The 23,151-nt window shown below is 44.3% G+C and carries 15 protein-coding genes and 2 pseudogenes; 13 read left to right on the top strand and 4 right to left on the bottom strand.

The features are described from left to right. Positions 1-126 precede the first annotated feature (126 nt). From AB6D93_RS13970 to AB6D93_RS13930, 9 genes and pseudogenes are all read left to right on the top strand, one after another. On the top strand, positions 127-1,263 hold the full coding sequence (locus tag AB6D93_RS13970) for an ISAs1 family transposase (RefSeq protein WP_102333906.1): 1,137 nt from the start codon (positions 127-129) through the stop codon (positions 1,261-1,263). An 81-nt stretch (positions 1,264-1,344) separates the two neighbouring features. Next, complete coding sequence (locus AB6D93_RS13965) at positions 1,345-2,115, top strand: hypothetical protein (RefSeq protein WP_133154304.1); 771 nt, start codon at positions 1,345-1,347, stop codon at positions 2,113-2,115. Between the two features lie 157 nt (positions 2,116-2,272). Beyond that, on the top strand, positions 2,273-3,187 hold the full coding sequence (locus tag AB6D93_RS13960; protein ID WP_065584871.1) for a helix-turn-helix transcriptional regulator: 915 nt from the start codon (positions 2,273-2,275) through the stop codon (positions 3,185-3,187). Positions 3,188-3,326: 139 nt separating this feature from the next. Beyond that, positions 3,327-3,695: pseudogene (locus AB6D93_RS13955) on the top strand (transposase); the annotation flags it as partial. Positions 3,696-4,263: 568 nt separating this feature from the next. Next, positions 4,264-6,399, top strand: coding sequence for an LruC domain-containing protein (locus AB6D93_RS13950; RefSeq protein WP_102333908.1), 2,136 nt, complete (start codon positions 4,264-4,266; stop codon positions 6,397-6,399). A gap of 11 nt (positions 6,400-6,410) precedes the next feature. After that, the gene (locus AB6D93_RS13945) at positions 6,411-7,046 is read left to right on the top strand and encodes a hypothetical protein (RefSeq protein WP_102333909.1); all 636 of its coding nucleotides are present in this window, start codon (positions 6,411-6,413) and stop codon (positions 7,044-7,046) included. A gap of 206 nt (positions 7,047-7,252) precedes the next feature. Next, positions 7,253-7,567, top strand: a complete 315-nt coding sequence (locus AB6D93_RS13940) for a hypothetical protein (protein WP_017061706.1) — start codon at positions 7,253-7,255, stop codon at positions 7,565-7,567. Between the two features lie 105 nt (positions 7,568-7,672). After that, entirely contained in the window at positions 7,673-8,521 is an 849-nt protein-coding gene (locus tag AB6D93_RS13935; protein WP_017065718.1) for a sulfurtransferase, read from the top strand. Positions 8,522-8,906: 385 nt separating this feature from the next. Continuing rightward, positions 8,907-11,201 carry a bifunctional diguanylate cyclase/phosphodiesterase gene (locus AB6D93_RS13930; protein ID WP_102333910.1) on the top strand — a complete coding sequence of 765 codons (2,295 nt, stop codon included), beginning with the start codon at positions 8,907-8,909 and terminating at the stop codon, positions 11,199-11,201. A gap of 91 nt (positions 11,202-11,292) precedes the next feature. Here AB6D93_RS13930 and AB6D93_RS13925 read toward each other — a convergent pair whose 3' ends face one another. Together AB6D93_RS13925 and AB6D93_RS13920 are read right to left on the bottom strand one after the other, a co-directional pair. Continuing rightward, positions 11,293-12,663, bottom strand: a complete 1,371-nt coding sequence (locus AB6D93_RS13925; RefSeq protein WP_170962816.1) for a glycoside hydrolase family 18 protein — start codon at positions 12,661-12,663, stop codon at positions 11,293-11,295. A 172-nt stretch (positions 12,664-12,835) separates the two neighbouring features. Beyond that, positions 12,836-13,840, bottom strand: coding sequence for a sugar-binding transcriptional regulator (locus AB6D93_RS13920; protein ID WP_017065721.1), 1,005 nt, complete (start codon positions 13,838-13,840; stop codon positions 12,836-12,838). A 459-nt stretch (positions 13,841-14,299) separates the two neighbouring features. Here AB6D93_RS13920 and tal point away from each other — a divergent pair, with 459 nt between their 5' ends. Then, positions 14,300-15,250: a transaldolase gene (gene tal / locus AB6D93_RS13915; RefSeq protein WP_009845571.1), complete on the top strand. Its 951-nt coding sequence runs from the start codon at positions 14,300-14,302 to the stop codon at positions 15,248-15,250. A gap of 87 nt (positions 15,251-15,337) precedes the next feature. After that, positions 15,338-17,329, top strand: a complete 1,992-nt coding sequence (tkt, locus tag AB6D93_RS13910; protein WP_009845572.1) for a transketolase — start codon at positions 15,338-15,340, stop codon at positions 17,327-17,329. Positions 17,330-17,430: 101 nt separating this feature from the next. Here tkt and AB6D93_RS13905 read toward each other — a convergent pair whose 3' ends face one another. Continuing rightward, a complete protein-coding gene (locus tag AB6D93_RS13905; protein WP_102333911.1) occupies positions 17,431-18,999 on the bottom strand; it encodes a PAS domain-containing methyl-accepting chemotaxis protein in 1,569 nt (522 codons plus the stop codon). A gap of 165 nt (positions 19,000-19,164) precedes the next feature. Continuing rightward, positions 19,165-19,569 (bottom strand): annotated as a pseudogene (locus tag AB6D93_RS13900) (Lrp/AsnC family transcriptional regulator); the annotation flags it as partial. A gap of 409 nt (positions 19,570-19,978) precedes the next feature. Here AB6D93_RS13900 and AB6D93_RS13895 point away from each other — a divergent pair. Both AB6D93_RS13895 and AB6D93_RS13890 read left to right on the top strand, forming a co-directional pair. Then, positions 19,979-20,305 carry a hypothetical protein gene (locus AB6D93_RS13895; protein WP_102333912.1) on the top strand — a complete coding sequence of 109 codons (327 nt, stop codon included), beginning with the start codon at positions 19,979-19,981 and terminating at the stop codon, positions 20,303-20,305. Positions 20,306-20,352: 47 nt separating this feature from the next. Beyond that, positions 20,353-23,109, top strand: coding sequence for an immune inhibitor A domain-containing protein (locus AB6D93_RS13890; protein ID WP_102333913.1), 2,757 nt, complete (start codon positions 20,353-20,355; stop codon positions 23,107-23,109). Positions 23,110-23,151: the final 42 nt, after the last annotated feature.

Genomic DNA, 23,151 nt, shown 5'->3' with positions numbered 1-23,151 from the left:
TTACCGACTATAAGTTTAGACGGTGGGTGGAAGTGTCCATATCATTAACAACGCCTTATAAATGGGAACTTTTGAATAAACGGGAGATCAGAGCAGCTAGTAATTCTCTATTGTAATGTTTTAAGTATGCCTGACTCTTTTCTCCAACATTTTGAAGCAATTGAAGACCCACGTATTGATCGATGTAAGCGACATGAACTTCTCGATATTATCTTTTTAGCCGTTAGTGCCGTCCTATCAGGAGCGGAAGGCTGGGAGCAAATTGAGGATTTTGGTTCTCATCGCTTAGATTGGCTCCGACGTTATCGCCCTTTCGAATACGGTATTCCACGGCATGACACCATCGCTCGCGTTATATGCCGTCTTAAGCCAGAAGAAATTGAGAGAGCGTTTCAAAGCTGGATGAGTTGTCTTATTGAGTCTACAGGGAGTGATGTCATTGCCATCGATGGTAAAACTGCTAGACGTTCTTTTGATACGCGTGAGAGGCGAAATCCACTCCATGCGGTCAGCGCATGGAGTCGTCAACATCAGCTCGTTCTTAGGCAAGTTGTGGTTGACGAGAAGAGCAACGAGGTAACCGCTATCCCAAGATTACTCACATTACTTGATATTGAGAACTGTATCATCACGCTGGACGCAATGGGATGTCAAAAAGACATCGCTAAACAGATAGTGAAAGGTAAAGCGGATTACGTATTAGCCTTAAAGGGCAATCACTCAGGAATGAAAGCTGAGCTTGAAGCTTGGTGGCATAAATCAATGCGAGAAGGCACCACTTCTGAGACGTATGATGAGTACAGTGAAGTTAGTGTAGGTCATGGACGCATTGAAACTCGTCAGTGTGAGCAGTTAATCGTTGATAGAAACTGGTTAGGAAAAGGTTATCGCTGGGATGGTTTACAGAGTGTAATCAAAGTGACCGCTATGGTTGAAGAAAAATTGAGTGGTAAAAAATCGGAGGAAACTCGATGGTATATCAGTTCATTACCCCTCAACGCGCAGCAAGCATTGGATGCAATAAGAAGCCACTGGCAAGTAGAAAGTATGCATTGGATGTTAGATGTAACGTTTAGAGAAGATGAATCGCGTATCCGTAGGGGCACCGGAGCCTTAGCTTTCAATGTATTGAGAAAAATCGCACTAAGTCTTTTCAAACAAGATAAAAGTAAAAACATCAGCATGGTAAGAAAGAAGAAGATAGCGGCTATTGATGACGAATATCGCTCAGCCCTTTTAAAGACTGGAATTAAAATGCTCTAGCCGTGATCATAAGGGAATGAATATACCAGTGATCATTGAAGATGCTTGATTTTCAATAGAATCAGGATCATGCTACGAACCATGAAAATTACACTGACTCCTCAACAGAAAGGACTCAGCGCATACCTGAACTTAGCCAGCCCCGAGTTCGTAAGCATCGACTCGGTTTCAGTAAGCCGTTGGGAACGGGGCACCACAACGCCACACCCAGTGAGAGCAATCAAAATACTCCGCACCTTAACCAATGATTTGATGCCTTACTTGACATCACTTGAGTGGGAGGACGAAGAGGACATCATGAGCAGAATGGTGTATGAGCGATTTTATTCCACCAAGGCCGCCATCTATTCCGCCTCTTACTCACGCGTAGGCAACATATCAGCGCCCATCATCATTGAAAAAACGATAGACCCAGATGCAGATAAAACGTTCTTTGAGAGTATCCAACATTTTTTACACACTTCTCAGTCCGGTTACCCTGGTTTAGAAGCACTAGACCTCCATTATCTATACAAAACAAGAAAGCTGCTTTTAAACGTATATATTGATAAACAGAGCTTGGAAATTGTTGGCCACAATCTCGCGGTTTTCTTTGATAGCACAGAGTTAGACGCCACCTTCATCACCCCATATAGCACGCTGCCTTTTGACAAACTCAAACCCTATTCTAAAAATGCTCCACTCGCGATATGCAGCCTCAGCCGTTTCGCCACCAGTGAATCTGCCTTTGATATCGTGCATGCCAACTTTGTTCGTTTTATGGCGCCTCTACTATCACTATTTAAGCGGTCCTTTATTTTTGGATTATTTAGTGGAGATTGGGGCCGAAAAAGTAGGTTACGATACGCCTGACCCTTACGGTGCCGTAAAAATTGGCAGCCAAGCATTCAGGCATGGTTTATTAAAAATTGAAAGCGCCGTGATTTTATCTCGCCCTGAAATCGTACGGTTGCTCAACAAAAGCAGAATCAGCGAAGACACGAAAACCGATTGATTCGGAGGGTATCCTTTGTCATTACTATTTGCACAATACTTACAAGAAATGCGTAAGAAGCACAAGTTCACTCAGCAGCAAGCAATTGACCACTTGCTTGAGGTTGACATTGCGTTTGATAAATTAGACATCACTACTTACAGTCGGTGGGAAAGAGGTGTCACCGCCCCGAAACTGGCGAAACAGTTGATGATCATACGAGCCTTTGGAGGAGACATCACTGCCTTGATGCAAACAACGAAGGAAGACACAAAGCTTACATTAGAATTTGAGCGCGCCATTAACGACATTCACTACCCATACGTTATTGAAGAAAAGTTGCTCCCAGAGGTTCGTTCTCCTTCAGAGGCATCATCCCCCATCATGTCACGTGTTCTGTCTTTTACTGAACATTATTTGGGGTTAGAAGTCAGTCAGGAATTACTCAACAACCCCAATGTAATCCTATCGACCATAATAGATAAAACCGGACACCTAGTGGCGCACTCCCTATACAGCTTTGTGCCTGCCGACACACCAAATGAACAGTTAGAACCCGCTAACAGTCACACTTGTCCCTTCACTACAATAGAGAAAAGTCAGGGGCTACCATTAAGTCTCTACAATATATCAGGGTATGCATCACTACCAAGCCCACGTGTAGCTATGTTTATGAACACACTCGATATCATAAAAAAACACCCGGAAGTGAAATATCTAATCACGAACTGTCATAGGCATTCCGTATACAGTCTGTATGACGCGTCTGCAGAAGTGGAAATACTGAGTCGAGGAGAACGTCTTAAAGACGGAGGGGTAAAAGTATTTGGTAAATCTTACCGCTACGTGAGGATTAGAGTCACGGCAGAAAGCCTCCTTGCGTCCAAAGTGGTTTCTCCTCTACTCCCTGACACGACTCCACTCTTGGATGCGTTTAAACGTCAAACCTAAAAATATGCCAACAACCAGGGGGTTAGAGTTAGGCGGAGAAGGAAGTTTCCATACCAACCAACACTCAAGATCTCTACTCGATAAGGCTTGCTCTATAGTAAGTCTTTTGTAAACGCCCCGTGGGTTCATGGGGCGTTTACGTAAAATCATTGAGATATCAGGTGATGGCGCTTATGACACAAGGAATTGCCATGATGCCATACGGATAAAGCGAGCGGTTGCGCTTATCCCGCCACGAGAAGGCGCAGCCTTCTGGGAGGAAGGACATCCTCGCAATTTAGCAGTAGGTTGTCAGAAGCTATACGGCTCCAACAAGAAGTGGAAAAAGCGTTATGGCTATCATAAGCGCTCGCTATCAGAGACAGCAATGTATCGAGTGAAACAGTTGTTAGGTGGGAAATTAAGCCTGAGGAACTACAACGCTCAAGTTGGTGAGACTTACGCCATGATTAAAGCGCTGAACAAGCTTACAGGGCTTGGTATGCCTGAAACTCAGTATGTTGTTTAATAATTACTCAATTTTCGGGCAATTTGGTTTTCTGTCCGAATTACGCAACAAAGCCTCTTGAATGTATTGAATTTGTTGTGACTTCAGTGTACAAATTAGTGGAAACATCACTTCACGCTACCCCTTATTCCATATGGGTTTTTCATGATCTTGCCCTGGGGTATTCCCTTTATGAATCAAACTCAGATTGTGAATTGATTAACAAAGGAAAGAGTTTACCGTTTGGAGGAGTAAAGGTTTATGGCAAGCATTTTCGATATGTCAGAATAAAAGCTAACGCTGAAAGCATTTTAGCATCCAAAGTGGTCTCAGATATTGTTCCATTCACGAGTGAATACATACAGAGCCTATTAGACAATCACTCGTAATTACCGCCTAAGCTCTTGTATCCTTAGCTCTAATCAAATAGAAATATAAAGGCCTTTGGCTATTTGGATGGCACACTTTCATATTGACACTCAAATTGGAAACTGAACTCGATAAATAATAAAAACCCATTAAATCAAACACTTAAAACTGGCACGTAACTTGATTGAATATCTAGACCTTCCATCACAAGGATGTAGATATGAGAATTACAACGTTAAGTTTGCTATTAAGTGCCCCTCTAGTCGCCAACGCAGCGCCATTCGATACCTGCCCTAGTCAAGCATACCTCTTTCAGTCGAAACCCGTTGAAGTTTGGGGTGTAAACCTAGTGACCGGCTCAACCACTCTGTTAGAAGACGATACGGGTATGAATGCCAATATCAATGGTGTTGGTTTCGACTTTCAAGACAGATATATTTATGGCTATGACACCACCAACAAACGCTTGGTGCGCCTTGGACAGGATTTCCAAGCTGAAGTTATCAATACCAGTGGCTTACCAACCGATCACACTTTCTATGTCGGCGACGTCTATGACCATGTTTACTACTTGTATCGTACAGGTAAGGGACTATTTACTGTTGACCTCTCTCCTTTAGACTCTGATCCGAATGCGACCGTCACGGTCAACAAAATCGCAGGCAGCCCAGCAACTGTAAAATTGACTGATTTCGCCTTTCATCCAAGTGATGGCTCTTTATATGGTATCGATAATAACTCTGGTGGCTTATACAGCTTCAACCCTACAACTGGTGCCGAAACCTACATCGGAGACACCGGCGAGTTAGGTACGTTCGGTGCTGGCTATTTTGATGTCAACGGCTACTACTACGTATCTCGAAACCAAGACGGTAAAATTTACCGTATCAATCTGTCTCCAGACAACGCTGCCAATATCGCGGCAGGTATTGTTCCAGCCGTTGAATTTGTTTCGAATGGCCCAGCTTCTGGTCAAAACGATGGTGCTCGTTGTGCTAATGCACCTGTTGTTGATGAAGACTCAAACATCGACTTCGGTGATGCTCCAGACAGCTACCTAACGTTACTGGCGAGCAATGGCCCTCGACATGAACTCGATGGCATCACATGGTTAGGTACAACTCCTCCAGATGCGGATTTAGATGGTTATGTCACACCTCAATCAGATGAAACTGTCGGGGTGGATGATGAATGGGCAAACGGTGGTATCGGTTTTGTTACCGCACTTGAAGCAGGGCTTGATTCAAAAGTAGTAATTGAAGCTTCAACAACCGGTTACCTTTCAGCTTGGATAGACTGGAACCAAGATGGCAGCTTCGATGGCGCCAACGAGCAAGTGTTTACAGATTACGCGCTCGATGCTGGTGAAAACGATCTATTCCTAAATGTCGACATCAACGCACTAACCGGTACTACGTGGGCTAGATTTAGATTCAGTCAACAAACCAACCTAAGTTACTTTGGCGGTTCAACCTCTGGTGAGGTGGTCGATATTCAAGTCGATGTCCTTAACGATGGCGCCACCGCTCGTTACTTCCCAAGTGCTTCTGGCTACGCAACGCTCGCGTACGAAGATAACTGGCCTTATAAAGCCGACTACGACATGAACGATGCTGTTCTTATGTATCGCATTACTGAGATCCTTAAAGATGGAAAAGTCGTTAAGTCCACTATCGACGGCCGCCTAGCTGCTGTCGGGGCAACGTACAGAAATGGTTTTGCTGTTCGACTTCCTAACCTAGACCCGAGCTTGGTGAGTAGTGGTAGCTCTTACATGAAACACAACGGTGTATTCACTGACCTTGACCTAGAAGATGGACGTAGCGAAGCAATCTTTGTTATCGCCAATGACCTGACAGAAAAAATCAGCACTGGCTGTACCTTCTACCGCACCAGTAATGGATGTAAAGAGGATGAGCAGTTCTCATTCCAAATTGGTATTACTTTAGCCGGTGACGGTGTGAGTACTGGCAGTTGGACCGATATGCCTTACGACCCGTTCATTTTTGCAACGCCTGGGTATTATCACGGTGAAAACCTACCTCTACATCCAGGGCGCAGCTGGGAGGTTCACTTGCCAGACCAAGCTCCAACCGAGGCATTTGATACCACTAACCTCTTTGAAGCTGGATTAGGCGTCGATGACAGTAATCCATCAACAGGTAAATACTTCAAAACAGCAGAAAACCACCCTTGGGCTCTCATAGTAACTTCGGATGACGAATGGGAGTGGCCTCTAGAGTACGTCGATATTGTTACCGCTTACCCAGAGTTTAAAGAATACGCAGAATCCGGCGGTGACACGAACCAAACATGGTACCAATCACCTGCAGACAACCAACGTTACGAACCATAAGGAGAGACGTTATGACTATTCACACTAAACAATATCGAGACAATCATTGCGTTGATTCAAGCCGCAATCTCTCTGAGGAAGAACGTATGTCTGTACAAAGCACTTGGAACATGAAGAAGTCACTAGCCGTTATTTTAGCTGCAGCGCCATTAGTATTAGCCGGCTGTGGAGGCGGCGGCGGTGGGGGCGGAAGTACATCTACGGCATCACCATCTACACCCTCGACACCTGCAACTCCGTCGAATCCGGTAACAGCAACGACTCCGGTAACAGCAACACCATCGCCGTCTCCCGTGACAGGTGCGGTAGCAGCGCAAAGCTATACGATGAGTGATTTAGTGGTACCTGACGGCTTTGACTACAGCTCTGTTGAACAATTTGATCTCGACATCGACATCAGCAGCATTTCGACAGACCGTTCTTTTGTGACCGTTTATAGCCGATTTAGTACAAGAGATGACTCAACCTTGAAGCCGGATTACTCCAGTAAAGTCATTGCAGGTCCATTAGATAATGGTGTGTTCGCCTCCAACTTTGCAGCACCAGTAAACCATGACGCACTCTTGATAGAGATTTGGTTTTACGATGGTCAACCTCCATTACAACAAGTGGTTTCTAGCGGCGACTCTCAGATTGTCTGGCAGTAAATTGTTTAACAGCAGGTAACTTGTCGTTAGCGAGAACTCTGACGAAACAGAGTCAAAATGGATTGTTTGTAAGTAGAAAGTGAGCAGAAATGCTCACTTTTTTATTTTCGTCGAGGAGCAGTTAATTCAGCTTTCTTAGCGAGTAGCATTCACTTTACCACCAACCTCACTTATATTTTCAACATAACCTTCAAAGACTTACTCTCATGAAACAGTTAAAAATAGGTCTATTTATCTTAATGTGTGGCGTAGGCGTGTTAGTTGCCCTTGCCTATTTCCCGCTAACATCAGAGACGGGGCAACGTATTCAAGCCAAAGTAATTTCGAACACGCTTACTCAATCCTTAGATGGGCACAGGCGTTATCTGACGGTTCAGACAAAAGATAATGACGTATTTCGGCTCTCTATTGCTCCTACCACAGACTGCCCTATTGATTCTGTGGTCGCGCTTGATACATTAAACAATCAAATAACCGGACAAAGCAGTTATCAGTTCATCCACTGTCGAGCTGCACAGTAGCCATCGATGCAACAACGGTATTCGTAAAGCAACTGTATTCGCAAAAGCAACAGTAATCGCTCTACCACTGTATTCGCTAAAACAACAAGAATGGATATAACAATAATGAATCAGCCACTCATCTCACCACAACAACTTCAACAACGTTTGCTAGCAGAAGACAATATCATCATCCTCGACGCCAGCATCGAGTTTCAAATTCCAAGCGAGTCAGAAAAGATCAAAGGACAAATGATTCCTGGTGCTATTCGTTTTGACTACGACAAAGACTTTTGTAACAAGCACACTCTGCTTCCTCACATGTTTCCGAGCGAAAAACACTTCAACACTCGCGCAAAAGAAATTGGCATCAATCAAGACAGTACGATTGTGGTTTACGATAACTCCGGAACCTTCGCTTCTCCTCGTGCGTGGTGGATGTTTATGGCAATGGGACACAACGACGTATTCATCTTAGATGGCGGTTTGCCAGCTTGGATCGAAGCCGGTTACGCGACCGAGACTGACTATCGCACCGAAGTAAAAGCGGGCAATTTTGAAGGCCATATTCAAGACAACTACTTTGTCAGTGCTCAGCAGATTGAAGGTTACTCAACTGACAAGAGCGCAAACATTGTAGATGCTCGTTCTCAAGCTCGTTTCGATTCAGAAGTTCCTGAACCACGTGAAGGCTTGCGTAGTGGCCATATACCGAATTCTATTTGCCTACCATTTGCCCAAGTACTCAAAAACGGCAAGTTAAAGTCCCAAGAAGAGCTTATTGATATCTTTTCAACGCTAGAATTAACGCCTTCTCAACCTATGTTCTTTAGCTGTGGCTCTGGCGTAACAGCTTGCATCATATTATTAGCCGCTAAACTCGCTGGCTATAACGGTGAAATGGGTGTTTACGATGGTTCATGGACGGAATGGGGTGCTAACGACAAACTCCCTATCGCCGTGACTAAAAAGTAATTCAACTTCGCTTAATGCAACTATTAGAATATACTGCGCATGCATAAAGAGCTTACTGATAATGATGGCTCCACGTCTCATGAAGTAAGCCTCTATGTCGCAGTTAACGCTATGTTCATTTGAGACCAAGACTCGATTCACGCCGTTTGATTTGTAACCCACATCAACTTGCTAACCATAATTCGTGATTAATCATAAACTAATCGTTATCGACGTTATGAATACTAATTTTTCACTCAAGAATCTCTGCTCGTAGTCGTTACACTATTTAACCATTAATACTTTCATCATTGATGTTTGTATTTTTCGTTGCATGAATCGCGCTGACAACCCAATAGTTTGTCACTTGCAGTCTGTTAAAAGTAGTAACCAACAAAGGCATCTCATGGCTCTATTTAAGCAAAATATCTGGTCGCTGTACGCGTTTGTCGTACTACTGACCCTGATACTTTTCGCCGCGTTGGGAATAACAAACTGGAAAGCAAACAGAGACGACTTCATAGAGCAGCAACACATTCAGGTTGAGCTTTTTTCTAGCTCCGTCAACTCGCTGCTGACCAGTCAAGAAGCCTTGTTAGAAGTAGTTGGCCATCAACTGGCTCAACAGTCTGATTTCACACGTACTGCATCTATCCAGATTAGGCCAATATTAGACAAGCTACTTGAGACCCACCCTGCGATAGCAGCGTTTGGCTTGTTGAACACCGACGGTGATTACCTCTCGATTAGCTCAAATCTCGAACTTGCGAATCAAAGGAACTTGCTGCAATACGCGCCAACCAGAGGCTCCTTCCTAGACGCCCTATCAAGCAGTAGCATGGTGCTTGGCCGTACCTATTTTCAAGATTCGTTGAATAGCTTAGTCATCCCGCTGAGAAAATCCATTTCAATCGATGGCAAGAAAACCGATGCAGTAATGACCGCAGGGCTACGATTAGACGCAACGATCGTATTTGAAAATAATGCTCACGCCGGAAGTTTCAATACACTAAGCCTGATCAGAAAAGACAGCTATCGCCAGTTTTATTCAAGTGATATTGAATCTGAGAGTGCCTATTCCTCTCCAGTCGGCAAAGATGTCATACAGCGTATTGCAAGTATCTTTACCGACCACTTCGGAATTAGCGTACAAGAAGCGATGAATGGGCAAGAAACCTATTCTTTTGTCGTCGACGATGAAGAGTACCACTCTTTGATGAGCGCGAAATACATCCCAAACTACAAATTATGGGTGGTAGGACGTACGGATCTAACTCACGTCGATAGTATATTCATACAAGAGTTCAGCATTCTTTTCGTTGCCTTTATTTTTCTTCAGTTTGGTTTCTACTTTTTGGTTAAGTCGATTGCCAAGAATGAACAACGGACTCGTAGCCAACTCATTTATCAGGCGAACCATGACCCTTTAACCTCTCTGCCAAACCGTTTGTACATGCGTAGAAACATTGGTAAATGGATTGACGATGAGTCAGAGCCGTTTTCGCTGTTGTTTATCGATATCGATAACTTTAAATGCGTCAATGACACCCACGGGCATGACTTTGGAGATAAGGTTCTCAAACAGATCGCTTTGCGTTTGATGAGGTTCCGATCTCGCCTCAGCCTATTGGTACGTGAATCCAGTGATGAGTTTTTGTTCTTGACGCCCTTGTCGAATGAAGCTGAAATTAAACGACTCGCCAAGCGCATTATTGAAGTGCTTTCTCAACCTTATGAAGTTGAAAGCGCTCAGTTTTTGTTAGGTTGCAGCATCGGCGTAGCGCGTTTCCCAGAACACGGAAAAGATCTGGATAGCCTGTTACGTTCTGCCGATATTTCAATGTACAAAGCGAAACAGCAGCAAAACTCGTACAGTATTTTCACAACGGAAATGCAAGATGCTCATCTCTACAAAATGAAAGTAGAACAAAGGCTACGCATCGCTATCGAGAAACAAACGCTGTTCATGGTTTTCCAACCGCTGGTTCGTGCAAATGAAAGTATTCATGGTGTAGAAGCACTCGTGCGCTGGATTGATGAGGAATTGGGTTTTGTTCCGCCAGATGTCTTTATACCGATAGCAGAGAACACGGGTTTAATGCAAAAACTGGGGACTTTTATTATTGAGTCCAGCATTATGCAGATCGCCCACTTGCACCGAACAACAGAACAAAAAATCGGGCTGTCGATCAACATATCAGTGCGTCAGTTTTCTCATCAATCCTTCTCTGAGCACTTGTTCGCGACACTAGAAAAGTATCAACTCTCTCCTAGCTGTGTAACGCTAGAAATTACCGAGAGCTTGTTCATTGAAGATGTGACTTTGGTGAAACCGACTTTTGAAGCCCTCAAAGAGAAGAATATAAAGATCTCTTTAGATGATTTCGGGACAGGTTATTCATCACTAAGTATGTTGAAAGCACTGCCTATCGATGAACTTAAAATCGATAAGAGCTTTATTGAGAACATTGCTGTCGATCAGCAGTCACTCACCATGGTGCAAAACATCATCGCAATCGGTAAGAACTTCGGCATGGTGGTATTAGCAGAAGGCGTAGAATCAAACGAACACTTCGCAATTCTAAAGGCATGTGGATGTGACTTAATGCAAGGCTATTACTTCTCTCGCCCTATTCCTTATGATGAGCTGGCTACTCACCTAAACAAGAAAGTGACCGAGCACGCGGAATGTTCTGTTTAAGAACGTGAGTTAAATAGACGAGCTAAATAAGGTAGGCGGCTAAACACCTACCTTATTTTCTAGGTATTTTCTGTTCAGTTATTTATTCATTTCACTTTTTATTCATTTCACTATGCATAACATCGATCAACTGCCCGGAAGGATCTCCTGATAATTCCCAAGTAAAAATGCCGCCTAGGTCTGATTTCTTCGCCCATTCTGCCTTTGCTTTAATAGAACGCTGATCTTCAAAAGATATGAATACTTTTTTATCTGGGTTCCACAAATAAGGTGCTTGAGCTTGCTCATCATACTTATACTCATAACCTTGTTTGCTGCTGTAGTTATTCATAAGATCCCAAAACATGAAGTAACCGTTTTCACCGGTACCAAACTGCGCCCCTTGTTCAGAAACTAGGTCACCTTTAGGCAGCTCTCCAGCAAAGTCTTTTGTCCCTTGCCAACCTCGACCATAAAAAGCCGCCCCGATCACGAGCTTCTCGCTAGGAATACCTTGCTCTATCATCTGATTAATGAAGACATCAGCTCCCATTCCCCACCAACTACGCTCGGTGGCATGTAAGTTTGTTGTGTGACCTGTTTGAGTTCCCCAGCCTCCGAGGAAGTCATACGTCATCGCAAACATGTTCGTCAGATATGGGCTAGCTGCGTTCCAGTCAATTTGAGCTGCCTTAGCACCAACACCGACAGCCGTTGAAAGCTCGTAATCTCTTTGAGTCGTCTTTGATAGAGCGTCCAAATCACTTCTGATTGTTTTTACTAAAAGAGTAAAAGCTTCACGCTCTAGCGCTTTTTGCTCATCCGTTAGTTTCGTCTCTGGGTTCCAAGGCGAAGTGGTTAAGCCGCCGCCTCCTGGGTATTCCCAATCAAGATCAATACCATCAAAGAAGTCGTATTTTTGGATCAATTCAACAGCAGTTTTTGAAAAGTGCGCAATGGCTTGAGGATCTTTCGCCATCGCATGGAAAGGTTCAGACATTGTCCACCCTCCAAATGAGGGCAAAATTTTGATATTTTGATTGTCGGCCTTCAGTTGAGCTAACTGGGCAAAGTGACCTTTATAGGCGACATCAACACCCACGTCTCCGAAATCGACTTCTAACGCAGCTTCTTTATCCACAATAATCGCGGTATATGGTTGTTTGTCTGCACATTGCTGCTGAATTTGTTTTTGGACGGGCTCACCAGCACCGCTATGAGGACCACACATGCTCAAGAAGGCGTAAATAATATGTGAGAGCTTGTCTGCAGGTATGTCGTCAACGGTATAAGGGTTGTCTTTATTCAGATATTGCCAATCCGCAAAATACCCTGCGACGACTTTATCATCGGCATGTACTGTAGGTGTGAGCATACAAGCCGTGGCTATTGAGCTAAGCCCAAAGATAGAAATAGATTTAAAGATAGAACTTGATTGGTCACTGTTGCTAGAAATAGCGTGTGTGATAAATGACAGTTTCATAATTATCTCCTTTAGTGTGGCTTAACATTAAAGAGTGATAATTCTTTCAACCGCTGAAAAAATTCACTATTCGAGTCATGTCTAATAGTTATCCCCCTTATTGCACTGGTTTCATTAGGGGGAATTTCCATGATTACTCAAATAGTGAATTCAACGAAGCATAAATATCTTACTATTCACTGCCGTTTGGTTTATTCACGCTAAGTTGTTCGTCCAAGTTAAGTACCGTCAAAGCATTACTTACGCTGGTCGCTATCACATCGACCACACCGGTCCTTAGTGCGCCTAATAGAGCTAATGGCTTACTGTTCTCCGCTGCAATGGCAATGACTTCTGCAATTGGGCGGAATTCTTCCAAGGCCAAACCAATCACACGGTCACTCATTACTGTGTTTGCTGTTTTACCGTGAACATCGAAAAAGTCATAACCCGCAAAGTCACCGACGACTCCTTGCAATAAACGAGATTGAACGACCTCACCTGCGGTAAACCAACCTAAGTCGACCATATAGCTGTTTTCACTCATATCACCGATACCGACTAATGCAACATCGGCTTTTCGAGCGAGATCGAGGGTCTGCTTAACGGTGCTGTTTTCCATGAATGCGGTTTTTTGCGCTTTATTCTCGGCATAAGCGGGCGCGTATAAGGTTTCAGAAGATCCACCGTACTTTTTGGCTAACTGCCTGCATATATGGTCGGCATTAAACATACCGCCTCTTGGGTGAATACCGCCGATACCACACACGAATTTGCAGTCTCGTGGCGTAATGACGCCAGTGTGATGAGCAACAGACGATACGTTTCGCCCTTGTCCTACTGTCACTACCATGCCGTTTTTCAGTGTACTGGTAAGGTAGTTAGACACTAAACCAGCAACCTGTAATCGCTGCTTCTCTTCATTTGGTTGGTCTAGTGCCACAAGCGCACGCTTTACACCAAATCGTTCGATCAAACGTTGCTCGATCTTCGCACTAAAGACGGGGTGATATTTCACGGTGATCTCAACAATGCCCTCATCTCGGGCTTGCTTGAGCATTCGACCAACCTTTGCACGGGAGATAGAGTACTTTTTGGATATCTCTTCTTGCGTGGCACCATCTTGATAATAAGCAACCGCGACTTCAGTGAGGAGATCAGTGTTTTCTTCGGAAACATCTTGGATATTCTTACTCATATACCACTCAACCAATATTTAACAATTATTTTACCTGCTTAGAGATCAAATGTTCGATGCTTAAGCAAGTGATACACAAGTTTACACCCTGAACATATGTAACAACAAGGAACATTTGCTCACAGCCATAACCATGGTTTTGTTGTTGATTAATTCACCTCACTTTGCTCGTTAAACGTTTGCTTGCATACCCCATGATTACTAGAGCGAAATATATTTGACTGACGTCACCATACAGCACTATTTACCGTTGACTTTGGGGCTAGATCGGATAAATATGGCTACATCATTTACTCATCGAGCGATCAAATGTTCTGTGCAAATGTTCGTTCGGAGAAAAATTTAAATTAATGTAAGTTTGGCTCACTGGTACAACCATTGAGAACTTCATTAGTTAGCTTGCAAATGCCCACACCTCTCCCATTAACGAGGTGTTATGCGATACATAGGATGATCAAAATGAGCAATAAATTAGAGCAACTTCGTAAACTAACAACTGTTGTAGCTGACACTGGCGATATCGAAGCTATCAGCAAGTACACTCCTGAAGATGCAACAACTAACCCATCTCTAATTCTTAAAGCTGCTCAAATTGCTGAGTACGCTCCTCTAATCGATGCTTCTATCGAATACGCAAAAGCGCAAAGCGGTGATAAAGCACAGCAAGTTCAAGATACTTGCGACATGCTTAACGTGAACATCGGTAAAGAAATCCTAAAAGTTGTACCTGGCCGTATCTCTACTGAAGTCGATGCTCGTCTTTCTTACGACATGGAAGGCAGCGTTGCTAAAGCTCGTCAACTTATCAAAATGTACAACGACGCTGGTATCACTAACGACCGCATCCTAATCAAACTGGCTTCTACTTGGGAAGGCATCCGTGCTGCTGAAATCCTAGAGAAAGAAGGCATCAACTGTAACCTAACGCTTCTATTCTCTTTCGCTCAAGCTCGTGCTTGTGCTGAAGCTGGCGTATTCCTAATCTCTCCTTTCGTTGGTCGCATCATGGACTGGTACAAAGCGAAAGAAGGTCGTGATTTCGAAGCTTCAGAAGATCCAGGCGTAATCTCTGTTTCAGATATCTACAACTACTACAAAGACCACGGCTACAAAACTGTTGTTATGGGCGCAAGCTTCCGTAACATCGGCGAGATCCTTGAACTTGCTGGTTGTGACCGTCTAACTATCGCTCCTCAACTTCTAGCAGACCTAGAAGCAGCAGAAGGCGAAGTAGTAGAGAAGCTTATCGACTCTAACGGTACTAAAGAGCGTCCAGCAGCGATGACTCACGCTGAGTTCCTATGGGACCACAACCAAGATGCAATGGCTGTTGAGAAACTGGCTGAAGGCATCCGCAACTTCGCCGTTGACCAAGGCAAACTAGAAGACATGATCGCAGCTAAGCTGTAATCACTCTTACCAAATTCAAATAGGGGAACGTTCAGTTCCCCTACTTTTATCAATTTTGTTTTTCTTAATTTTTATTCGGAAGTTCTTATGAATCGCAAACATCTAGCTAACGCTATTCGTGCTCTAAGCATGGACGGCGTACAACAAGCAAACTCTGGTCACCCAGGCGCACCTATGGGTATGGCAGACATCGCTGAAGTACTTTGGCGCTCTCACCTAAACCATAACCCAGCAAACCCAGAGTGGGCTGACCGCGACCGTTTTATTCTGTCTAACGGCCACGGCTCAATGCTGATTTACTCTCTGCTTCACCTAGCAGGTTACGAGCTTTCAATTGAAGATCTTAAAAACTTCCGTCAACTGCATTCTAAGACTCCAGGTCACCCAGAGTACGGCTACGCACCAGGCATCGAAACAACGACTGGTCCTCTAGGTCAAGGCATCACTAACGCTGTTGGTATGGCTATGGCAGAGAAAGCGCTAGCAGCACAGTTCAACAAAGAAGGCCACGACATCGTAGACCACTACACTTATGCATTCATGGGTGATGGCTGTCTGATGGAAGGTATTTCTCACGAAGCATGTTCTCTAGCAGGTACGCTTGGTCTTGGTAAGCTGGTTGCTTTCTGGGATGACAACGGTATCTCTATCGATGGCGAAGTTGAAGGTTGGTTCTCTGACGATACACCTAAGCGTTTCGAAGCTTACGGCTGGCACGTAATCCCAGCGGTAGATGGTCACGATTCTGACGCTATCAACGCAGCGATTGAAGCGGCTAAAGCAGACCCTCGCCCTACTCTAATCTGTACTAAAACAGTGATTGGCTTTGGTTCTCCAAACAAAGCAGGTACGCACGACTGTCACGGTGCTCCACTAGGCGCTGAAGAAATTGCAGCAACACGTAAAGAATTAGGTTGGGAGCACGGTCCTTTTGAAATTCCGTCGGAAGTTTACTCAGAGTGGGATGCGAAAGAAGCAGGCGCAGCTAAGGAAGCAGCGTGGAACGAGAAACTTGCAGCTTATGAAGCAGCATACCCTGAGCTGGCAGCTGAATTCAAACGCCGCGTAAACGGTGACCTACCAGCTGAGTGGGAAGAGAAAGCATCGGCAATCATCGCTGATCTTCAAGCTAACCCAGCAAACATCGCATCACGTAAAGCATCTCAAAATGCTCTAGAAGCGTTCGGTGCTATGCTACCAGAATTCATGGGCGGCTCTGCTGACCTTGCGCCTTCTAACCTAACTATGTGGTCTGGTTCTAAGTCTCTTGAAGCGAACGACTTCTCTGGTAACTACATCCATTACGGTGTACGTGAATTCGGTATGACGGCTATCATGAACGGTATCGCTCTACACGGTGGTTTCGTACCATACGGCGCAACGTTCCTAATGTTCATGGAATACGCGCGTAACGCTATGCGTATGGCTGCTCTGATGAAAACTCAGAACATCCAAGTTTACACGCATGACTCTATCGGTCTTGGCGAAGATGGTCCAACTCACCAACCAGTTGAGCAAATCGCTTCTCTACGTCTAACTCCAAACATGAGCACATGGCGCCCATGTGACCAAGTTGAGTCTGCTGTTGCTTGGAAACTAGCAATCGAGCGTAAAGATGGTCCTTCTGCACTTATCTTCTCTCGTCAAAACCTTGCACAACAAGATCGTGACGCTGAGCAAGTAGCAAACATCGCTAAGGGTGGTTACATCCTGAAAGATTGTGAAGGCAAGCCAGAGCTTATCCTTATCGCAACGGGTTCTGAAGTTGAGCTAGCGGTTAACGCTGCTGCTGAGCTAACGGCTGAAGGTAAGAAAGTACGCGTAGTTTCTATGCCTGCTACTGATGCGTTCGACAAACAAGACGCGCAGTACCGTGAGTCTGTACTTCCATCTGACGTAACGGCACGTATCGCTGTAGAAGCTGGCATCGCTGACTTCTGGTACAAGTACGTTGGTTTCGGTGGCAAGATCATCGGTATGACAACGTTCGGCGAGTCTGCACCTGCAGGTGAGCTATTCAAGATGTTCGGTTTCACTACTGAAAACGTAGTAAACACAGCGAAAGAGCTTCTAGCTTAATCTTGAATACATTGTCTCGCCCTTCAATGGGTTGATGCATACAGAAAGCCCCGCATGAAAATACGGGGCTTTTTTTGTCTTTTCTCTCATTCGGATTAAATCTAACGGCTATTTTCTTCGAAACGCTTTGCCAGTTGGTAGAACTCATTGACTTGTTCTTTTAGCTCTGTGGAGTGGTCTTTCACAGAATGCGTTGCCACTAAGTTTTGTTCTGCGGTCGAGGCGATAGACTGCATATGCAGATTGACTTCACTCGACAGCTCACGTTGCTTATGAGCAGAACTTTCAACAGACTGCATGAGTTCATTCATGGATTGCATTAGGTTTTCGACTTCCGACAAGCGCTCTGCACTCACCTTCGCAACATCACCACATGCGTCCGTTTGCTCACGGTTCGCCAGAATATCTTTTTGCCACCCTTCAATCGTCGTTAGCATGGTATCGATGCTCTCTTTGATCTGAACCGTAGCCTTTGAGGTTCGACCCGACAATGCACGGACTTCGTCGGCAACAACGGCAAAGCCTCGTCCTTGCTCGCCCGCTCTCGCCGCTTCAATCGCAGCGTTCAGGGCCAACAAGTTGGTTTGTTCGGCGATTCCACCAATCTCTTCCATTATCTTGCTTACGCTCTGCGCTTGGTCGCTCAGTTGGTAAGTCGTTTGAGTCGCCTTTTCGGCCTGAGAAGCTAGGCTCTCTAAGTTTTGATGAGTTTGATTAATGCTTTCTTTAGCGCCAGCACAGGTTTGCAAAGTCACATCAACAATCTGGTGCGCTTCTTCTGTGCGAGAAGAGACCTCATTGGCGGTGACTTCAACCTCTTCAGTCGCCTCTCGTACTTGAAGAATGTCTTTTGTTTGTTGATCTAAGGCTTCTGATACTTCAAATGACGTCGCATTTAGGTTGTCAGCCAAATCTTGTAACGGCTTGGCAGAGTCTGTCATGCGACCTAATACGGTGTGGATTCTTGCAGACAATAGTTTTAAGTGAAAATCGGCAATAGAGAACTGACTATTACCTGAATAAACAAGACGACTAACACTATCGAATTTAGATTGCAGCTTTTTCAACTGCAGTGGAGTATCAATCAGCTCTTGTCGGAAAAGCAGTGCTAATGCTGAAACAGGAAGTAGGCTCAACAACCATTGTGATACTTGCCCTACTTCAATGAGATTTGAAATTAACGGCGCAGCCAAAGAGCCTAGCAACACGGCGTAACGAACACTGTCACTGATCTTTAATGACCATTGGCGACCCGACTTTTCAGCCTTCAAGAGGCCTTGGTAAGCCTTATCTGCAACTTGTATCCATTCATTCTTTGGCTTAACACGAACAGATTGGTAGCCACTCACCTTACCATTGTCGTAAATTGGAGTTACATAAGCATCGACCCAGTAAAACCCACCAGATTTGGTTTTGTTTTTTACGATGCCACGCCAAGCTTTACCTTGCTTTAGGTTAACCCACATATCAGCAAAAGCGGCTTTCGGCATATCGTTATGCCTTACGATATTGTGGTGTTGCCCTAGCAATTCTTGTTGGCTGTATTCCGCTATGCGACAAAAAGCATCATTACTGTACGTAATCACGCCTTTTAAATCAGTGGTAGAGACAAGTTGTTCGTTTTCGCTGAGAAGCGTTTCACGAGATTGAGTAGATGAGCTGACAGTCATTATATTAATTTAGGTTAATTATTATTTTAGGCGAGGAATATATACAATTATTAAAGTTATGACAAAATGTGAACGTCACATTTTGTGTAAATGCCTGCTATTTATACAAATATTAGCTAAGTACCTCACAAAGCTAATAACTTCACTATCTTCTCATGCCAACAGTCACGACTCATCTAAGTTTACGGCAGTGGTAAATTTCACGGTTCTCACTGAGACAGAGGTATGGAATTTACGAATATTCAGATCTTTGCGTAGTACTCGCTCCACAAAGTCTTCGTAGGCTTGAATATCTTTGACCGTCACAATCAACATGAAATCAAAGCTGCCTAATATCTGATAGCACTGCGTGACCTCTTCTGCCTTTGAAATAGAATGGCGAAAGATTTGGTAAATATCCCCTCGATCACGCTCCATTTCCACGGACACAACCAAAGTCATCTTACTGCCGGTCAGTTCTGGATTAATGATGGACACACCACCGACAATCACGCCCTCTTCTCTCAGCCGTTTCACTCGCTTTAAGCAAGCAGGCGGTGACAACCCGACCAGCTCTGCTATTGTTAAATTTCACGTCATTGAAACACTGAAAGTTACTCTCAATACCCTAATTATTGATATTTTGAGTAAAAATAATTTGAGCATGGGTATTTACTAATGACTCAGTTATTACATGCGTATTTTAAAACACCGATAATAAAAAATTATCTTATTAGTTAGAACCCAACGCCTTGTATAAAGCGCCCTCCAGAATAATAACCACGACCTAATCAATGTTATTAAACATCCAAACTATCAACTATTCATTCAACAAAACCCATTAAATAACTGACAATAGAATAAATAACACTCCTTATTTTATATTAACTCTAAATGTTGAAACCGGAACGAATAATTAATTGTAATAATTATCCATTTGATTGGTAAATTTTATAAATATATTTTGTTACATAATCAAAACTGATGGCTTGATATAATAATGTCACACAAAACAATGGCTTTAATGGTTCTAATTTTTTCCTCACTGTCACAGGCTTCCACTATTGAGAACGACGAACTATTACTGAAGTCATTGATTAAACGAGGTGTTATCTGTTCAGGCTTAACCTATGAGGAAAATCAAGAAGCTTTGCGTATCTATCTCAACGCTAAAAAAGTGAAGAGCACCCCGTTTGATTCAAAAAATAAAAAAGAGACAACCAATACAAAAGAGATAGAAAGTAAAAAACATACAACAAACACACGTCAGTTAAATAAGGCACCACAAGAGTGTATTAGGCCAAACTCGGACAACAGATCTGAATAAGGCAAGTTGATACTGATATCGACATGGAAATACAAAAAGGAAATATAATGAAAATGATGAGAAAAACATTGTTGGCTTCAGCAATGCTTACTCTATTTAGCGTCAGTGGTTATGCAAAAACACCTATTGATTTAGGCGTAGTTAATGAAGACAAACTCATTGAAATGCTAGTTAGACAAGGCTTAGTCGACCAAGATGCAACCGATGCGGCAAAGCGCGATGCGCTTGACCGTTACTTAAAAAATAAGATCAATTCCGGTTTCAAAGGCGATGCTCAATTCGGTAAAAAAGCACTTGAACAACGAGCGAAAATACTCAAAGCCATTGAGAAAGGATCTGGCGTTAAAAAGGCCAGCGTCTTTGCTTTAGAAGTCGGCACTAAACGTACCGACAAAGTGCTCGCTCTGTTGGTCGATTTCCCTGATTTGAACTGGGATGACAACAAGTTGACCGAAGAGCACACGCAGATGCTCTACGAGAGCTACAACCCTGAACATTATCAAGAGTTGTTGTTTTCAAATTCTGGCTACACAGGGCCAAATGGCGAAAACCTAATCTCGATGCGCCAATATTACCAAAGCGAATCAGGCGACAGTTACAGCGTTTCAGGTCAAGCGGCAGGTTGGTATCGCGCCTCTAAGCCTGCGTCATTCTATGGTGGCAACTCCCCTACCACCGACAACGACCTAAACGCCCAAGAACTGGTTCGTGAAGCGCTGAATCAACTGGCTCAAGATCCGAGTATCAACCTTGCCGATTACGACATCGAAGATCGTTACGATTACGACGGTGACGGAAATTTCCGCGAACCCGATGGTGTGATTGATCACCTGATGGTGTTTCATGCATCGGTAGGCGAAGAAGCCGGTGGTGGCGTGTTAGGCCCTGATGCGATTTGGTCTCACCGATTCAACCTTGGTCGCATTCATGTACTTGAAAGCACCTCTAGCTCGCTTCCAGATCGCTTTGGTGGCCAATATGCAGCGTTCGATTACACCATTCAACCGATTGATGCGGCTGCGGGTGTTTGTGCCCACGAATATGGCCATGATTTAGGCTTACCAGACGAGTACGACACGCAATACACAGGCAAAGGCGAACCGGTTTCTTACTGGTCAATCATGTCTTCGGGCAGTTGGGCTGGTCAAATTGGTGGTACACAACCAACGGCATTCAGCTCTTGGGCAAAACACTTCCTACAGAAATCGATTGGCGGACGTTGGGTTAACGATGATCAGCTCTCGATTGATGACCTAGGAGACAATCCACAAGTGTATACGCTGTTCCAAACAACGGATAACAGTCGTCCTAACATGATCAAAGTGGATCTTCCTGAAAAGCAGATTGAAAGTCTGAAACCCTTTGAGGGCGAGTATTCATTCCACTCTCAAAAAGGCGATGATCTGAAAAACAGTATGACTCGCAAGTTGATGATCCCAGCGGGTGATTCTGCACTGCTGTCTTTCAAAACTTGGTATGAGATTGAAAAAGACTACGACTTTGCGCGCGTGCTAATCAACGGACAAGCCATTGCAGGCAACATTACCTCAATGGACGACCCATACAACACGGGCCTCGTTCCTGCTATTGGCGGCGAATCTGGCGGATGGGTTAACGCTGAGTTCGACGTTTCACAATGGGCAGGACAAGAAGTTGAACTTTCATTTGAGTACATCACCGATGGCGGCTTAGCAATGGAAGGCTTCTATTTAGATAACCTTGCTGTGGTTGTCGATGGTGAAGTGACCTCAATAGACGATGGTGAAAGCAACTCCACCTTCGCCCTTAATGGTTACAAGCTGAGTAATGGATTCCATCAAGCGCAGCACTACTATCTATTGCAGTGGCGCAGCCACATGAATGTTGATGAAGGCCTAGCGAACATCAAACGCATGGGACAACTGATGTCATTCGACCCAGGCTTGATCATTTGGTACGTCGACGAATCACTAACCGACAACTGGGTAGGTAAACACCCTGGTGAAGGTTGGTTAGGCGTGGTTGATGCAGACCAAAATGCCATGGTGTGGGCAAACTCTGGTGAAGTGGCTCAAACACGCTACCAAGTTCGAGACGCTGCGTTCTCACTCAAAGATCATACTCCAATGCGTCTTGTAAACAGCGACAATGATGTACTCGAAGATACCAGTTTGGTTGGCAATGCTAGCTTCTCGGATGACCAAGATTACACATCGCCTCAAGCACCAGATTCAGGACGCATCCTGACGGAGTTTGGTTTAGCGGTCGATATTGTGAATCAGAGTGATAACAACGAATACGGTGTGGTTCGCTTATCTAAAGTAAGCCAACACAACATCGTTCCTACTGCGAACTTCGAGCTTAATGTGACTGGTCTGACTGTTTCTGCAAACAACTTCAGCTCAGACCAAGACGGTGAGATCGCCCGTTACCTATGGGACTTTGGGAACGGCACAACAAGTAACGAAGTGGCACCAACTTGGTCTTACGAGCAAGCGGGCGAATACACGGTGAACTTGACTGTTGTCGACGACAAAGGCGCTACCGCTTCATTTAGCTCCGTAGTGAGTGTTGAATCTCCAAACGCCCTTCCAGAAGCGAGCGCGAAGTACATTCACTTGGGCCGCTGGGTAACCATGTGGTCTACAAGTTCAGACAGCGATGGTCGTATTGTTGATACCGAGTGGACACTTCCAAACGGAAAGGTGAAACGAGGTCGCACATTCACGTCAATCTTCCCTTCATACGGAAAGCACGAGGTGACACTGAAGATAATCGATGACCAAGGTGGGATTACCACTAAGACAATTTTGGTCGACCTGTAAATCATCGCTGGCTCTGTCATGCGTATTTGCAACACAAGCTTA

Source organism: Vibrio sp. 10N.247.310.23 (assembly GCF_041467155.1).
Taxonomy (GTDB): domain Bacteria; phylum Pseudomonadota; class Gammaproteobacteria; order Enterobacterales; family Vibrionaceae; genus Vibrio; species Vibrio crassostreae_C.
This window is presented reverse-complemented; position numbering and strand designations above follow the sequence as displayed.

Coding starts and splice junctions, on each gene's coding strand:
- AB6D93_RS13950 (WP_102333908.1), top strand. CDS start 4,264: ATGAGAATTACAACGTTAAGTTTGCTATTAAGTGCCCCTCTAGTCGCC.
- AB6D93_RS13920 (WP_017065721.1), bottom strand. CDS start 13,840: ATGAGTAAGAATATCCAAGATGTTTCCGAAGAAAACACTGATCTCCTC.
- AB6D93_RS13925 (WP_170962816.1), bottom strand. CDS start 12,663: ATGAAACTGTCATTTATCACACACGCTATTTCTAGCAACAGTGACCAA.
- tkt (WP_009845572.1), top strand. CDS start 15,338: ATGAATCGCAAACATCTAGCTAACGCTATTCGTGCTCTAAGCATGGAC.
- AB6D93_RS13940 (WP_017061706.1), top strand. CDS start 7,253: ATGAAACAGTTAAAAATAGGTCTATTTATCTTAATGTGTGGCGTAGGC.
- AB6D93_RS13935 (WP_017065718.1), top strand. CDS start 7,673: ATGAATCAGCCACTCATCTCACCACAACAACTTCAACAACGTTTGCTA.
- AB6D93_RS13945 (WP_102333909.1), top strand. CDS start 6,411: ATGACTATTCACACTAAACAATATCGAGACAATCATTGCGTTGATTCA.
- tal (WP_009845571.1), top strand. CDS start 14,300: ATGAGCAATAAATTAGAGCAACTTCGTAAACTAACAACTGTTGTAGCT.
- AB6D93_RS13965 (WP_133154304.1), top strand. CDS start 1,345: ATGAAAATTACACTGACTCCTCAACAGAAAGGACTCAGCGCATACCTG.
- AB6D93_RS13890 (WP_102333913.1), top strand. CDS start 20,353: ATGAAAATGATGAGAAAAACATTGTTGGCTTCAGCAATGCTTACTCTA.
- AB6D93_RS13895 (WP_102333912.1), top strand. CDS start 19,979: ATGTCACACAAAACAATGGCTTTAATGGTTCTAATTTTTTCCTCACTG.
- AB6D93_RS13970 (WP_102333906.1), top strand. CDS start 127: ATGCCTGACTCTTTTCTCCAACATTTTGAAGCAATTGAAGACCCACGT.
- AB6D93_RS13930 (WP_102333910.1), top strand. CDS start 8,907: ATGGCTCTATTTAAGCAAAATATCTGGTCGCTGTACGCGTTTGTCGTA.
- AB6D93_RS13905 (WP_102333911.1), bottom strand. CDS start 18,999: ATGACTGTCAGCTCATCTACTCAATCTCGTGAAACGCTTCTCAGCGAA.